Below are 15637 nucleotides of genomic sequence, written 5' to 3' on the forward strand. Positions count from 1 at the left end.
CGCGGGGCAAAAGGTGTTGGGGGTGGGGTGAGGCCCCCCCCCTTAACGCTGTCATCCCGGACGGCGTGAGCCGACCCGGGACCTTGTGGCGCAAAAGCGTAAGGAGGTCCCCGCTCTGCGCTTCACTTCGGCGGGGACGACAGTGGTTTTGGTTAGGTTTTTTATCTGGACGCGCTTTGGTGATCCCCTTGGTCCACCAAACCGCCTCCTCTAGCGTGATCGGGCGATTTGTCGCGTCAAATCGCCCACCAACAATTGAGTTTGGCCTTTGGGGCAGGCAGGGCCTGCGCCAAAGCCTTCCAGAACAAAAGAACGAGAAGCGATGCCATCCTGGACAGCTCAGCCGAGCCCCGCACGTTCCCCGCTCGCAGCGCACGCTTCGGCGGCAATGACATTATGGGGGCTGGGAAGTTACCCCAGTTGGCGGGCCGTTTGTTGGGCGAGCCAAGCGGGCATCCATTCGGTGGCGAGCTCTTCTGCGCGCGCTAAAATGGCATCGAGATGCGGGTTCTTGGGCATGTTGCGGATAGCAATTGCACGCAATTCTTCGATGGTCGGCACGCGCCAGCCTTCGCGCGCTTTGGCGAGGCGGTCGGCAAAGTCCTGTAACAATTGATGCGCGGCCTTTTCCATCAGGGCAGGGCCTGGCAGATGAATCCCCTGGACCATTTCCTTGGGCGGGTGGCGTAAATCCCAGACGATCCCGAACCATGACAAAACGCGCAGGATCAAGAAGCTCAGATCAAACTCCCACCACTTAAAGCCTTGGCGGGCCGCATTGGGGAAAGCATGATGGTTATTATGCCAGCCTTCGCCCATGGTCGCGATGGCGAGGATCCAATTATTGCGTGAGTGGTCGCCCGTCACAAAGCGCTGACGGCCATGCACATGGGCGAGTGAATTGATACAGAAGGTGGCATGATAACAGGCGATCAAGCTCCACACATAACCGACAACAAGGCCTGACCAGCCGGCAAACAGCCAGACGATCACCCCCAAAATGACAGGCGGCACATAGGGGTTGCGCTCAAGCCAGACGAGTTCGGGATATTTGGTGAAATCGGCGATGCCGTCATAGTCGGTCTCGTGATTCTTCGGATCAATCACCCAACCGAAATGGGCATACCAGAAGCTGGTTCTGGCCGGAGAGTGGACGTCTTGTGCCGTGTCAGAAAAGCGGTGGTGGTTGCGGTGGTGGCTGGCCCACCACAAGATTCCGCGCTGGGCGGAGGTCTGGGCGATGAAGGCAAGGATGAATTGAAAGACCCTGCTGGTCTTAAAGCTCTTATGGGCAAAATAGCGGTGATAGCCCGCGGTCACGCCAAACATGCGCAACAGATAAATGCCTAAACAGAGCCAAAGGTCAGCTGCATGAACACCTGTGAAAATGGCTGCAAAAGCAGAGACATGTAGAAGGTAGAATGGGATTGGATTGGGCGTCTCAGTGTCATTATGGCTTTTAATCGCGGGATTTTTCGGCCGCTTAACGTCTTCACTCATCTCACCGGCGCTCCAAATTATTAGCCAGGGGTGTGAGCCTGCAACAGACCCAATGAAGACAAGATTAAAGGCTGTAGCCTGTATGGGGAAGATGGCAGTGTTGAGCCGATGAGAGTTTCTACACAAGGTGGCGCAGAGGGGTTTGCGCGATCCGCATGATTGTTTGGTCGAGAAATGATTGCATCCAATGATGGCTTTGTGTCGTCACTTGGTCTAAACCCCCGCGCGCACGGGTTCGGGCCATTCGGAATGGCCATGTCGCCTTGCCAAAACGATTGTCTTTTTGAACACAGGAATCCTCCCCATGGATATCAAGAAAATTCCACCCGGCCACGATATGCCTAATGATGTGAATGTCGTGATCGAAGTGCCGCTGGGTGGTGAGCCGATCAAATATGAGATTGATAAGGATTCCGGCGCGATGTTCGTCGACCGCTTCCTCTATACCCCCATGCGCTATCCAACCAATTACGGCTTTATCCCCGGCACATTGTCGGGTGATGGTGACCCTGTCGACGTCTTGTGCATTGGCCGCCGCGCCTTGATCCCGGGCTGTGTTTTGCGGGTGAAGCCAATCGGTGTATTGCTGATGGAAGATCAAGCTGGCGAAGACGAAAAGATTTTGGCTGTTCCCATTCCAAAATTGACCGCCTTTTATGATGGCGTAGACAGCTATAAGGATTTGCCTGCGATCCAAGTCGCGCAAATTGAGCACTTCTTTGCCCATTATAAGGACTTAGAACCCGGCAAATGGACCAAGCTGAAGGGCTGGCAGGATGCTGGCGTGGCGAAGAAGATGATCCTCGAAGGCGTGGAACGCGCCAATGCTTCAGGCTTTGGCTATACGGGCGGCTAGGGCCGAATCTTCCACGAAGCTAATGCAACACTTTGGGGCGGTCTGACTCAGGTTCAAACACCATATGGGCCACCCCAAGGCGCTTGGCTGCGCCAATCAAGGCCTCCAATTCCGGTTCCCAGCCCTCTGTCTTATCGGCAACTGGCATGCAGGCCTTGATCGTGATGTTGCTCCAGCCATGACGACCCAAAGTTTCGTCCAGCAGGCGACCGGCATCAAGCCCATCTTCGGTTTCATAAAGCTCCAGCAGGCCCAAGCCTTCCATGCGATCACAGTCGCAAACACAGACCATGGCGCAACGTGCGCCCTTGGCCACTTTGTGATTATAGCCTTCGCACACAGCCGTGCCGACCAAAATGATTTGTCCCGAAAAGATGCTCATGGCCTTGAGGGCGCAAAAACAATGCCAAAACTTGCCTTGGAGTGGTCTCGAAGCGTCCTTGGATTTGCCAGATTCACCTGTGATTAACCCCAATCAGGCAGGACAATCCTGAGAGACTTTACGAAAGGTTACGATCTTGGCAGGGCGCGGGGCAGGCAATGGAAGAAATTCCAATGGTGGCGGTCGTCGCGGCGGCTATCCAGATGGTCCACCACCACGTCGTCGCGGTCCATCCCGGGCCAATAGTGGCCCACGTCCCCGAAAAGGACGCGGCTTTTTTGGCACCCTCTTCTATTGGGGGGCAGTCATGGTCTTGTGGATGGGCGTATGTGCCGTGGGTGTCTTCATTTGGGTCGCCTCGGACCTGCCAGACCCAGAGGCCCTATGGAAGAAGACGGATCGGCCCTCGATCACGTATGTCGATATTCGGGGCAATGTCGTCGATCGGCGTGGTGCACCTGACTCCCCGCCTATCGACTTAAAGAGCTTGCCGCCCTATGTGCCGCAAGCGGTTTTGGCGATTGAAGACCGAAAGTTCTACCGTCATTGGGGTTTTGACTTTGAAGGCTTGGCCCGGGCGTTTTATGTGAATGCGCGCGCCGGCCGTGTGGTTCAAGGCGGCTCCACCCTCACCCAACAATTGGCGAAAAACCTGTTTTTGTCGTCAGAACAATCCTTGAAGCGCAAAGCCCAAGAGCTCTTGCTTTCTGTTTGGCTGGAAAGCCGCTTTACCAAGGATGAGATTCTCGCTCTGTATCTCGCCCGCGTGTATTTCGGCTCAGGTGCCTATGGGATTGACGAGGCGGCACGCCGCTACTTTGACAAAACGCCGCAAAATCTAACCATTTCAGAAGCCGCTCTTTTAGCGGGCCTGTTGAAAGCCCCTTCGCGCTTCAATCCGGTGTCTAGCGCGCAGCGGGCTTCGGATCGGGCGACTGTCGTTTTGGATGTGATGGAAGCCCAAGGCGTCATCACCAAGGCTCAGCGCCTACAAGCTGTCAGCCAGCCTCTGCGCTTTGTGCCAACTTCACGCGGGGGTGGCGCAGCCTATTTCCTCGACTGGATTGCAGAAGATGTAGGCTCGATCGTTGGTGAGCCTGAAGAAGATATCATCGTTGAAACCACCCTCGATCTAACCGCTCAGTTGAATGCTGAAGGCGCTCTTGCCCAAGAGCTGGGTCAGAATGGCAAGGCGATGCGTATGGGCCAAGGTGCCGTTATCGCCTTTGCTGGCGACGGGGGCGTACGGGCCATGGTTGGTGGCCGCAATTATCAAGAAAGCGAGTTTAACCGTGTGACTGACGCCAAGCGCCAACCCGGTTCTGCTTTCAAGCCCTTTGTGTATCTGGCCGCGATGGAGCGGGGCGAGACGCCGTATTCTGTGCGCGTGGATGCGCCGATCAAAGTCGGCGAATGGGCTCCGCAAAACTATGATGGCAAGTTCCGGGGCCCCATGCCTCTGATCAGTGCCTTTGCCCGTTCTATCAACACCGTTGCGGTTGGCCTTGGCGAAGAAGTTGGGCGGGACTCCGTTATTCGAGCTGCACGCCGTTTGGGCATTCGCTCCCGTCTCGACCCGCAATCGACCTTGGCTTTGGGTACAGAGGTCTTGACCCCGCTTGAATTGACTGCAGCCTATGTGCCCTTCGCCAATGGTGGGGTGGCCGTCACCCCCTATGGGTTTAAGCGCATTCGGACCCGTTCTGGCAAAATTCTATGGGAGCGGACCCCCCCAGCCCCGCGTCGTGCTATTGAAGATGGTCCCTTGCGCAACATGAACTTGATGTTGGCCCAAGTCGTCTCTGCCGGGACGGCGCGCGCCGCCCAATTGCCCGACCGTCCGGTCGGCGGCAAAACGGGCACGACCAGTGACTATGCTGATGCGTGGTTCATAGGCTTTACCGGCGGCTATGTTGCAGGCGTTTGGGTCGGCAATGATGACTTCACTGTCAAAACCAACCGCGTCACAGGCGGCTCTGCGCCAGCTCGGATTTGGCGCGCTTTGATGGTCCCGACGATGAAAGGGGTGGCCCCACGTGGCTTCGCTTTGCCGCTGGCCCCCACGCCTGATCCCAATGCTTTGGCCGAGCCGACAGATGAAAATGTTGAGACTTTGCCCGTTGACCCGCTCGACATGACTCTCGGTGGTGACGGTTCGCCGATAGCTCCCGTGCCTAGCTCTGAAGCACAATCGGTCGCGACAGCGCCCGCCTCCGCGCGGCCAGCGCCTGAAACCCGCAGTCTCGACGAGATTGTCAAGGATGTGCAGGCTCGTCCAGTCGAAGCCAGTGGGCCACCGCGTTAGGTTTGGCTTTCGGCGAACTAAAACTTTTGTAATCTTGGGTTAGACAGTTCTGCCGTTGGCAGAGATGCCATATCATGCCAATTTGCCGCTGTCTTTTGGGGGAGTCCATCGATGAATTTGAAGTCTTTATTGGCTGCAACGGCCCTGTGTTCTGTTATGATCGCGCCTGCCTACGCGCAGACCGCACCAAAGATGCGCGATGTTTTGCAAGCTTGGCAATTAGATAAGCCAACCGCCACAACAGAATTTGTAACCAAGAGCGTTACCGAAGACCGCGCGGTGATTGAGAATCTGGTTTTCAAGGGCAAAGCATCAAATTCATCCGATATCAGCTTTGGCCAATTGGTGCTTCAGCGCGTGCCAGCTGCTGGGGAGTCAGACCGCTTTAGCCTCGTTCTTGAGAATGGCACGACGGTCAGCAAGGATGGCGAGAAAACAAGTCTTGGCAAGATCGAAGTAACCGGCCTCACGCAAGCGTCCAATCTTGAAGCGCTTACCAGATGGGTTGGCGGTGACACCCTTGGTGGGACCCGGGGCGCTGCAACATTGAGCCAGACTGGGTTTGAAGGGGACGTTCGTGTCTCAAACATTGTCGTGCAACTAAAAGGCAAAGACGGCCAGATGGGGAGTGGCAAGATTGGCGCACTCAATCTTGCCGGTGTTCGCCTCTCGCCAGACGGTGGCTCCACCAAATCTATGGAACTTGTGGGCCTTGAAGTTCTCGAAGCAGATGGCAACGCGAAAGTTGGTAGAATTTCGGTGACGGACTTCAAGATGGCGGGCCTTGAGGCCCTGCAGTCTGCCAACGCCTTTGAGCCCGAACAGTTTGATTTCAAGAAGCTGTCCTTTGGTTCCATGTTGGTGGAAAACCTCTCCATGGAATTTGAAGGGGGTGCGGACAAGGAAAAACCTGAAAAGTCTAACCTCGCGATGGGCCGCATGGAGCTGTCGAATTGGGCTGAGAAAAACATCGGCCGCTTCAGCCTTACAGGCATGAAGGTAACGACAGGTGAGGCTGAAAAGCGCATCGATATGGGGCTGGACTCCCTTCGCTTGGACGACATCAACCTTGTGTATTTCTCGGCACTCGGCAGTGCTTTTATGAAAATCGTGCCAAGTTTGGAGCCAAAGCCTACCGGTCGCTCCGCTCTCATGGGCTTTGCTGATCTGGCTTCGACGTCCGCGAGTGTCGCGGCAACCAGCAAGGCGGCCTCTGCGCCGGCCACACCCAGCCCGAAGCTAAAGGATGTGCTGCCCGGTGGCCCTCTCGATGGCGGCATTGGTGCGATCAATATGTCGAATTTCGCAGTTGGGTTTCAGGGGTTCAACTTTACCATTGATCGGATCGCGACGAGTGCAGTTCGCAACGGCGATGGCATCATTACCGCCACAAAATTGGAACCCATCACCATGAAGCTGACGGTTCCCGAAGCTTTGCTGAACCAGCCAGATAGCCCCATGGCGATGTTTGCCCCGCTCTTGTCGGACGGGATTGAATTGGTCATCGGGGCAGAGGCAAACTATGACCCGGTTACTGATATCGCGACCCTGAATGATTTGAACTACACGTTCAAAGGTTGGGCTGGGGTCAACCTTGACTTTGCCATGGATGGGCTGGGGAAGTTTTATCGCGAACAAACCGTTGATGCCCTGATCGGACCCTTAGCTGAGGATTTGAAGAAAGCGAATGCGCCCAAAGGTAAAGCGGCTAAGAAGCCCGACCCTACGGCACAACTCAAGCAAAGCTTAGCGATTTATCAGGGCATGCGCTTCCTCAATGGTGCGCTTGAACTCCGCGACCAGGGTGGGATTGCCAAAGCTGCCGGTGTGTTTGCGTCTATGATGGCACCTCCAGCCAAAGGGGCGACCAGCCGTTCGGCCACACAGGATGCGCAGGCCGTGGCCCAAGTACGTCAATCCTGGGCAGAGCCTCTGCGCAAGTCTGCGGCGGAAAAAAACAAGTCGATTATGGAACGTCAGTTCCTGATTTCCTTGGCTCGCTGGATCGAAATTGGCGGTGTGATGACGGCGGCTATGCAACCACCCGTGCCGGTTGAGTTTCCAAGTTTGGCGGACCCAAAAGACCTGCCAACTCGCCTTGGTATCACCTTCACCAATCAGCCGCCTGCTAAAAACTGACGTTCTTTATCCGCACTGAAATAAGTGCGGATAAACTGCTTCTGGCGAGGGTAGATCTCGCTCTTGAAACGTCGGCCATTAAACACCCCATAGTGGCCGACGCCTTCTTGCACATAGTCATAACGCATCTTTTTTGGGATGCCGGTACAGATGTCGTGGGCGGCTTGGGTCTGGCCAATGCCAGAGATGTCGTCTTTCTCGCCTTCTACCGTCATCAGTGCGACCGTTTTGATAAGCTCTGGCTTCACCAAACGGTCGCGACACATCAAGATGCCACGTGGGAGATGATATTCTTGAAATACCTTTTGGATCGTCTGAAGGTAGAATTCCTCTGACAGGTCGAGAACTGCCAGATATTCATCGTAGAATTCGCGATGCTTTTCGGCTTCGTCGCCATCCCCCGCCACCAAATGGTTGAAGAAGTCGCGATGGGCATCAATGTGGCGGTCCATATTCATTTGCATGAAGGAGGCAAGTTGCACAAAACCCGGATAGACCCGGCGGAAGGCGCCTGGAAAAATGGGCGGCACGGTTTGGATCATTTTGGACTCAAACCATGTAAACGGCTTTTCCTCGGCCAGCTTATTTGTCACCGTGGGCGAACATCGCGCATCAATGGGCGAGCCCATATAGGTCATGGAGGCGGGCAGGGCAGGGTCCTTATCCTCCGCCATCAGGGCGATGGCGGCAAGGACAGGGGGGCCGGGTTGGCATACTGCCACCACATGGGCCTTGGGGCCCACGTGCTTGAGCATTTCGCGGATATGTTCGATATAATCGTCCAGATCAAAGCGGCCCATGCCAATCGGCACATCGCGCGCATCATGCCAATCGGTGATATAGACGTCATGATCTTGGATGAAGGCCTCTACGGTGCCGCGCAGCAAGGTGGCGAAATGGCCCGACAAGGGGGCAGCGATCAGAACACGAGGCTCAACCCAATCTGGGCCGCGCGCTTCAGCCAAAGCTTGCTTGTCGCGCTTAAAATGCACAAGACTGCACCAGGCAGACGACCAAACCGTTTCAATCGTGACCGGCACTTTAATGCCATTGATGACAGTCGACTCGATACGCCAAGCGGGCTTCTCATAGCGGCGGGTCATCGCCTCAAACAAATCCGACGCGGCGCTCAGGTTGCGGCCAAAGGGTGTTTGCGCAATGGGGTTTAAGGGGTTGGCCAGCAAGGCGCGCTGGAAATTGACCGCAACTCGCCAAGGCATCATCGCGGCACGCTGCATCTCAACGATCGAATAAAGCATGGTCGCCCCCTCTGCACGCACCACATTTGGCAGCCAGATTGGCAATGATTGCATGGCATCTATGAAGATTTGGCAACCATATCGCGCAGAATGTTTTTCCGGCTTGCCGTAGGGGAATGTAAATTTTGTCAGTAAAAACAGAATATTGAAGAAATGCTGCAACTGCGTTGTGCAGGGTGCACAACCGATAGGTGGACTGAATTCTTGCCTCTTTCCGCCTGTTTTCGGGTCAGGACTGAGTCTTTACAACCCGTTTTTTGACAGGGCTGCCAGACATTGGCCCATGGCTTTGGGGTCTGGATCGGCCGAAAAGAAGGTCGCAAGCTTGCCCTGACGGTCAAGCAAATAGAAGATGGAGGTATGGTCTATCACATAATCGGCGGCTTTACCGCCCTCGGGGATCGACTTGCGAAACCCGACTTTGAACGCCTTGGCCGCAGCATTTACTTGCTCAGGCGTGCCCGTTAGGCCTTGCAAACCTTGGGGGAAGCCTGCCGATGTGACATAGGCTTTCATGGCAGCAGGTGTGTCGCGTTCAGGGTCTAGACTGATCAAAATCGGCTGAATGTCGGTCGATTTCGAACCAGGCACTGTTTTGGCTTCTTCAAGAGCCAAGCGCATGGTTTGCAAGGAGAGCGGGCAGATATCGGGGCAGTAGGTAAAACCAAAATAGATCAGCGCGGGCTTGCCCACAAAGGTCTTCTCGCTGACCGCCACATTGTCTTGATTGACCAGATTGAAAGGTCCGCCAATCTCAGCAAAAGCCCGGGCATTACAACCTTCTGGCAGGGCGGCTTCAACAGGTTTAGGAGCCAAGCTGTTCTGCACGAAAGCCGCCCCCAGAACCAGTATTCCAAGGCCAAGCGCGCCAATAGCGATCAGGCGCGGCAAAGGGATAGGGGGCTTGGCGGGGGGCGTTTCAGCGGGTTTGGACATAGCGGTGATCCACCACTTATTCTTGGCGCTGGCAAGCACGCATTGGCAGTTTGCCCTGCGGCGCTTTGTCCAAGGGGTGAGGGGACATTCGCTAGGCATTTTCTGGTCGTGCGACTTTTGGCGATCCCAGCACCGATTGGCGCAGAGAAGCACCGCCATATCATTGCCATCGCCCGTACAGCCGCACCTGGGGCAAACGGAATACCACGTGCTGTGCGCAGCCAAGACTTTCTGAATGATGATGACGGATTGCCAAATTGAGCACTCTCGATGCCTCCCTCATTCATGGCAAGTGTGCTGGATGGGCCGGAGGCCGACGACATGACCAAGGCTTTGGAACAGGACGGCGATTTGGTGATTTCAGCGGCGACTGTTGCAGAGGCCCTCATCGTTTCGCGGCTGCGCGGCGTTGGCAAGGCTATGGCGGCACTCATCGCAGGTCTTGGTGCCACGATCGCGCCTGTGGCATTGGTGAATGCCGAAACAGGGGCAGACGCCTGTGATCGCCGGGGTAAGGGCGTCTATCCGGCAGGGCTAAATTTTGGCGATTGCCGCGTCTATGCCCTGGCAAAGTCCAAAAGCTGCGCTCGTTTATTCGGTGGCTGGGACTTTTATCAGACAGAGTTGGAAAGCGTGGTATCGTCTTAATCGCCCGGTCAGTTATGCGTGTTGCACCGGGGCGAACTGAAGCGGGTAAGCCTTTGAAGCCTCGGCGCATCATGGTACGGACTTTGAAAAATCAACCCCCTGCGAGGCCCCATGTTTCAGATTGGATTTATTCTGTTTCCCAATGTCACGCAGCTGGATTTCACGGGGCCATTGCAGGTCTTACATCGCTTACCGCATTCCCAAGTTCATATCATCAGCCATAGCCTTGATCCCGTGCCAAGTGATTGTGGATTGTCGCTCGTGCCGACAACCACGTTTGACGCTTGTCCGCCACTCGACTTGATCTGCGTGCCAGGTGGCTTTGGGGTGGAACAGGCTATGGCAGACCCCATGCTGATCGCTTTTCTGAAAGAGCAGGCAGGGCAGGCGCGCTATATCACCAGCGTCTGCACCGGTGCCTTTGTTCTAGGTGCGGCAGGCTTGCTAAAGGGCAAAAAGGCAACCACGCATTGGGCTTATCATAGCCTACTGGTGGAGGTTGGTGCGATCCCGACTCATGGCCGTGTCGTGCGCGATGGGCGGGTGTTTACGGGCGGCGGGGTGACAGCGGGTATCGATTTTGCCTTGACCATTGTCGCTGAAATCGCAGGGCAAGCCGCGGCTCAGCGCGTCCAATTGTCGATTGAATATGATCCGGCTCCCCCTTTCGTGGGCGGCTCGCCCCAAACCACGCCGGGCGATATTCTAGCGGGGCTTGCGGGCTTTTATGCCAAGCGGAATTTGGAATTTGGCCCCGCTGTCACCCAAGCGTTCGAGCGGTTTAGCACTTAGATCCGCAGCGCCCGCACAGCCGCATGGCGGGCAAAGCTTAAGGTCACGGCTTTGCGCCGCGCTGGGGCCAGATCAAAACGCGGTGCGCGGCGCACAATTTCTGCCCCAAAGCTATCGGCGACAATCAGGCCTGGCGCTTGGTCTTCGGTGGCGGGGATCAAGTCGATCGGAAAGTCCGGTGCCACGGCAAAATAAAAGAGGTCACAATAAGGCGCATATTCGGGCCATTTCATATCGGTCTTGAAATCCTCCACCCCGGACTTGACCTCTACAATCACCAACTCACCCTTTTGGCTGAGACCGCAAATATCGGCGCGGCGGTTATTGGCGAGCTTAAACTCCCAAATAGGGGCATAACCGGCATGGATCAAACAGCGCGTCGCACCAGTACGCACGGCTACCGTGACATCCGGCCGTGCCGCTGGCATGGCATTCGAACCCACTGTTTCTGTGGTGGTATAGGACAAAAGATCAGGACTTACGGGGTCAAGCATGACCCATCATGTTCCATCTATGTTCTTTTGTCGAGTGGCCCTATTTCTTTTTTGCTTTTGAGCCTGGCCAAGGCTGCACGTCGAGCTTGGTCCAGTGACGCCCCTTTTGCGTGGGCTTTGCATCTGGGCCTAGACCTTGGAAATAGGATTTCTGCCACTTGTCCTTGCGGGCCTGAGAGTCTGGAATTTCAAGCTCTTGATTGAAGGTGTTGCGACTATCTTGCCAAGCCTCATAGGATTCTTTGAGGTTTTCTTCGGTCTCATAGGGCTTGAATTCGGGCTTGATCTGCTCAATTGCCGCCAGATTGACTGGGAAGATGTGGGCAAACGGCTCGCCCTTTTGGAAGCGGACGGGGTGAAAAGCGCGCGTCATCACCCAATTCATCGTGAAGGTATAGTGCGACCAATCCGTCTCGATAATGCCAGAAAGAGCGGCAATACCGTCCTTAGGATTATTCATCGGCCCGGTCGTCATCAATTGCGTGCCAGGCTCGGTCCGAAAAATCTGGTTCACATGGAAGGTCAGGACGCCATGGCCGAAGTGGCTGGTTGGATGAGGCCAACCATCTTCCAAGATTTCGACCACCATCGCATCCGGGCTTGGCCCGCCATCCCAAGTGACTTCAAATGAACAGGGGCACAACAACTCCCATCCATATTGATTAGCAATATTGAGCGGCAAGCAGCGATAGGCGAAGCGGTCAGACGTGGAGTCCATCCAGGGGCGCTGGGCAGGTCCTGGACGCATCTCAGTTGGAGGAAAGCCAAGGGTATAGGAAATCAGTTTCATGGCTTAGCTTCCTCGGTCTTTGGACGCGATTTGTCTAGCCCTGATAGCTCATCTTGGACCAGATTAAGCCAGCAGCGCGCGGATCGCCAAAAAGATCAAACCCCACAAGATTGTTGAGGCAAAAACCGCGAATGCCAACGTCTGCTGCCATGACCATTTTTGCTTGTTGAAGTCGTTATCCCGATAGCCGCGCGCAATCGCCACGGGCGGTCTGGTAACCGGTCCAAGCTTACGGGGAAAAGGGGTCTCTAGCTGGGTCATGCAGCTATTAAAACTGCGAAACCTTATGCATGTGTTAACCAAACCCCATCGAAAGGCATCGTCCTAATCCCTATCTGTTTATTTCAGCGCAAACCTATGCCAAAAGCGGCGCGCACCTGCCTGCACTCAGGCCCGTCAAACTATGAAGCGGCCTCCCAGCCGCCGGAGATGTAATGATGACCAATCCCGCCCCCATCGTCACCGTCGGTGCTGGCTCTGGCGCTGTTCAAGTTGGCAATAGCTTGCCGGTCCGTTTCATCTGCGGACCTTGTGCGATGGAAAGCCGCGAACATGCGCTTGAAACGGCTCAATGGTTGAAAGAGACCTATGGCAAATTGGGTGCGGGTCTGATTTACAAGTCGAGCTATGACAAAGCCAATCGGTCGAGCCTGACGGGGGCACGTGGCTTCGGGCTCGACAATGCAATGTCGGTCTTTCAAGAGATTAAGGACAAGCTAGGCTTACCGGTTTTGACCGATGTGCACACCGAGGAGCATTGCCGAATCGTGGGCGAAGTGGTCGACGTGCTGCAAATCCCGGCCTTCTTGTGCCGTCAGACGGACCTTCTGATTGCGGCGGCTAAGACGGGTAAAGTCGTCAACGTCAAAAAGGGGCAATTCTTGGCCCCTTGGGACATGAAGCATGTTATTGCCAAGGTCACCGGCTCTGGGAATCCCAATGTAATGGTGACCGAGCGGGGTGCCAGCTTTGGGTATAATACTTTGGTGACCGATTTCCGTGGCCTGCCTACGATGGCGGCTTTTGGTGCGCCAGTTGTGTTTGACGCAACCCATTCGGTGCAACAACCCGGTGGCAAAGGAGATTCTTCGGGCGGGGATCGCACCATGGTCAAATATCTGGCGCGTGCCGCAGCGGCGGTGGGTGTGGCGGCGATCTTTATGGAAAGCCATCCAGACCCCGATAAAGCTCCCTCAGACGGGCCGAACATGGTGCCGTTTGCTGAGTTGGAAGATGTGTTGAAGGGTATTCTGGCCCACGACAAAATCACCAAGGGCTATTGAGGTTCTGTGACCTTCGGGCCACAGGTCTCTGACAAGATGGCCAAAGTAGGTGCCATTTGGGTTTGACGGGCTTTACCCCTGCGGTTTCAGCCGTTAACCACACCCTACACCAACTGAGGGGACCTACTTAAGCATGACTGAGTCCTGACACGGGGCCATTGTCGACGCCGCCCATCCAACGATGGTTTGTCTCATTAATTTGAGCCGACCCACGCGCGTCGCACTTCACTTCCTTCGTGGCTTCGCCGTTCGTCGGCCTTGCTTGAGTTTCTTTACGCAGCACGCACCCATACAACCGCGCTCGGTGCTTAGCTGTTCTGTCTCTGTGTGACCCATGTCCGATTTTTTTGATGATGAAGACGACGCCTCGACGCGTCAGCAAAAGGCCCATATCGGCCAAATCATGCTTTACCTCTGGCGGCATTGGTCCAGCCAGCCGGTGAAATTCTTTGCCGTAGTTGTGCTCATGGTAGCCTCAACCGCGTGCGAGCTGCTCTTGCCCGCTTTGTCTGGCCGGATTGTCGAGAAATTGACGGACGGGCCGCAAGCCGCTGATCAGGCCTTTGACCTCTTCTGGCTGTTTGCGGCAATTGCCGCGGGCATGTTTGTCCTGCGCAATATTTTGGTGCGGGTTTGGAACCTGTTTGCTGCCCGCAATATGGCCAACATCACCCAATCCAGCTTCCGAGATGTGCAGCGCTTTTCTAGCCAATGGCACAGCGATAACTTTGCTGGCGCGACCGTGCGCCGGGTAAGCCGCGCCATGTGGGCCTATGACACGCTATCGGACAATTTCCTCTGGTTCATCCTACCTGCCGCTATTGTCTTGTTGGGGTTGACCGGGATGATGTTGGCGACCTGGCCGCTGGTCGGCCTCTATGTCGGTGGGTCGATCAGTTTGTTTACGACTGCCAGCATTCTGATCGCACGCTTTTACATCCAAAAGGCCAATGAGCACTCTAACTCCGCCGATACCGCCATCGGAGCTGCCTTGGCTGATGCCGTTTCGGCTAACCCGACGGTGAAAGCCTTTGGAGCCGAAGCCCGTGAAGAGGCCCGCTTCAGCGGTGTTGTTGAAAAGTGGCGCGGTCTCGTGGCCACCACTTGGATGCGCTATGCAGACGGCTGGGCCGTATCCAACTTCATCCTGTGGTCCTTACAAGTGGGGCTATTGGGCCTTGTCTTGATCGAGTGGCGAGAAGGGCGTGCTAGCCCCGGCGACGCGACTTTTGCTTTGACCAGCTACTTTCTAATCGCCAGCTATTTGCGCAATCTGGGTGAGACGGTGCAGCAAGTGCAGCGCGGCTTTGCCGACATTGAAGATGCGGTGGCTTATAGCTTGGAGGTCGAAGACGTCGCCGATGCGCCCAACGCCAAGGCCTTTGTGCAAGGCAAGGGCGAGATTGTGTTTGATCAAGTCACCTTCGGGTATCGCGGTCAACGTGAGCCTTTGTACCATGACTTCTCCTTGACGATCCAACCTGGGGAAACAGTAGCCCTGGTGGGGCAAACTGGCTCTGGCAAGTCCACGTTTGTGAAGCTGCTGCAGCGGCTTTATGACGTTGATGCCGGCGCGATCCGCATTGATGGCCAGGATGTGCGCCATGTACGCCAGGATAGTCTGCGTAGCTCCATCGCTCTTGTGCCGCAGGACCCCGCCTTGTTTCACCGCAGCTTGCACGAGAATATTGCCTACGCCCGGCCTGATGCCACGCGAGAGGAATTAGAGGCGGCCACACGGGATGCCCGCGCGGCCGACTTTATCGGTCGTTTGCCCAAGGGTCTGGCCACGCAAGTGGGCGAGCGCGGAGTTAAGCTGTCGGGCGGGGAGCGGCAACGTGTGGCCCTTGCCCGCGCCTTCTTAGCCGATGCGCGGATCTTGATTTTAGATGAGGCGACATCCTCGCTCGACACGCAGACTGAACGTGATGTTCAAGATGCGATGAAAGCCTTGGCCAAGGACAAGACGACAATCCTTATTGCTCACCGTCTCTCGACTGTGCGTGAGGCCGATCGAATTTTGGTATTCGAGGCTGGGCGTATCGTCGAGCAAGGCACCCATGAGTCGCTGGTCGCAAAAGGTGGGGCTTATGCCCGTCTCAATGCTTTGTCGGTAGGCGACAAATTGGGTGGCGATTTGGATTTACATGCTGAGCTGCCGGTCCAGCATAGCTTTTGAGATGACTGATAAGCGTGCAATGCCAGCCGCTTAACTGCCCTTGCTCTCATCGCGATCCCGTGATCATGTGCGCG

14 protein-coding genes are annotated in these 15637 nt (G+C 55.7%); 7 read left to right on the forward strand and 7 right to left on the reverse strand.

Features of this window, described 5'->3' with window-relative positions; all coding sequences use genetic code 11:
• Positions 1-411: 411 nt before the first annotated feature.
• On the reverse strand, positions 412-1500 hold the full coding sequence (locus tag B7364_RS01910) for an acyl-CoA desaturase (RefSeq protein WP_085338254.1): 1089 nt from the start codon (positions 1498-1500) through the stop codon (positions 412-414).
• Between the two features lie 304 nt (positions 1501-1804).
• Here B7364_RS01910 and ppa point away from each other — a divergent pair, with 304 nt between their 5' ends.
• Complete coding sequence (ppa, locus tag B7364_RS01915) at positions 1805-2356, forward strand: inorganic diphosphatase (RefSeq protein ID WP_085338255.1); 552 nt, start codon at positions 1805-1807, stop codon at positions 2354-2356.
• A 19-nt stretch (positions 2357-2375) separates the two neighbouring features.
• Here ppa and B7364_RS01920 read toward each other — a convergent pair whose 3' ends face one another.
• On the reverse strand, positions 2376-2738 hold the full coding sequence (locus B7364_RS01920; protein ID WP_085338256.1) for a hypothetical protein: 363 nt from the start codon (positions 2736-2738) through the stop codon (positions 2376-2378).
• Between the two features lie 136 nt (positions 2739-2874).
• Between B7364_RS01920 and B7364_RS01925 the strand changes: the two genes are divergently transcribed.
• Both B7364_RS01925 and B7364_RS01930 read left to right on the forward strand, forming a co-directional pair.
• Positions 2875-5043, forward strand: coding sequence for a transglycosylase domain-containing protein (locus B7364_RS01925; protein ID WP_085338257.1), 2169 nt, complete (start codon positions 2875-2877; stop codon positions 5041-5043).
• 111 nt (positions 5044-5154) lie between these two features.
• The gene (locus B7364_RS01930; RefSeq protein ID WP_085338258.1) at positions 5155-7182 is read left to right on the forward strand and encodes a hypothetical protein; all 2028 of its coding nucleotides are present in this window, start codon (positions 5155-5157) and stop codon (positions 7180-7182) included.
• On the opposite strand, the gene B7364_RS01935 is transcribed toward B7364_RS01930, so the two are convergent.
• On the reverse strand, positions 7161-8441 hold the full coding sequence (locus B7364_RS01935; RefSeq protein WP_106407537.1) for a polyhydroxyalkanoate depolymerase: 1281 nt from the start codon (positions 8439-8441) through the stop codon (positions 7161-7163). The two genes, B7364_RS01930 and B7364_RS01935, sit on opposite strands and share 22 nt — an antisense overlap.
• Positions 8442-8684: 243 nt before the next feature.
• The gene (locus B7364_RS01940) at positions 8685-9377 is read right to left on the reverse strand and encodes an SCO family protein (protein ID WP_157893426.1); all 693 of its coding nucleotides are present in this window, start codon (positions 9375-9377) and stop codon (positions 8685-8687) included.
• A 270-nt stretch (positions 9378-9647) separates the two neighbouring features.
• Here B7364_RS01940 and B7364_RS01945 point away from each other — a divergent pair, with 270 nt between their 5' ends.
• Complete coding sequence (locus tag B7364_RS01945) at positions 9648-10025, forward strand: type II toxin-antitoxin system VapC family toxin (protein WP_157893427.1); 378 nt, start codon at positions 9648-9650, stop codon at positions 10023-10025.
• A gap of 111 nt (positions 10026-10136) precedes the next feature.
• Positions 10137-10817, forward strand: a complete 681-nt coding sequence (locus B7364_RS01950) for a DJ-1/PfpI family protein (protein ID WP_085338261.1) — start codon at positions 10137-10139, stop codon at positions 10815-10817.
• Here the strand turns inward: B7364_RS01950 and B7364_RS01955 are convergent.
• The 3 genes from B7364_RS01955 to B7364_RS18070 form a co-directional block, all read right to left on the reverse strand.
• On the reverse strand, positions 10814-11245 hold the full coding sequence (locus B7364_RS01955; RefSeq protein ID WP_085338301.1) for an MmcB family DNA repair protein: 432 nt from the start codon (positions 11243-11245) through the stop codon (positions 10814-10816). The genes B7364_RS01950 and B7364_RS01955 overlap by 4 nt on opposite strands.
• Before the next feature lie 106 nt (positions 11246-11351).
• On the reverse strand, positions 11352-12101 hold the full coding sequence (locus B7364_RS01960) for a DUF6065 family protein (protein WP_085338262.1): 750 nt from the start codon (positions 12099-12101) through the stop codon (positions 11352-11354).
• A 63-nt stretch (positions 12102-12164) separates the two neighbouring features.
• Complete coding sequence (locus tag B7364_RS18070) at positions 12165-12362, reverse strand: hypothetical protein (RefSeq protein ID WP_085338263.1); 198 nt, start codon at positions 12360-12362, stop codon at positions 12165-12167.
• A gap of 176 nt (positions 12363-12538) precedes the next feature.
• Between B7364_RS18070 and kdsA the strand changes: the two genes are divergently transcribed.
• The gene (kdsA, locus tag B7364_RS01970) at positions 12539-13384 is read left to right on the forward strand and encodes a 3-deoxy-8-phosphooctulonate synthase (RefSeq protein WP_085338302.1); all 846 of its coding nucleotides are present in this window, start codon (positions 12539-12541) and stop codon (positions 13382-13384) included.
• Positions 13385-13718: 334 nt separating this feature from the next.
• Positions 13719-15563 (forward strand): ABC transporter ATP-binding protein, encoded by a 1845-nt coding sequence (locus B7364_RS01975; protein ID WP_085338264.1) that lies wholly within the window; start codon positions 13719-13721, stop codon positions 15561-15563.
• Positions 15564-15637: the final 74 nt, after the last annotated feature.

The sequence above is a fragment of the Aquidulcibacter paucihalophilus genome, from assembly GCF_002105465.1.
GTDB lineage: Bacteria > Pseudomonadota > Alphaproteobacteria > Caulobacterales > Aquidulcibacteraceae > Aquidulcibacter > Aquidulcibacter paucihalophilus.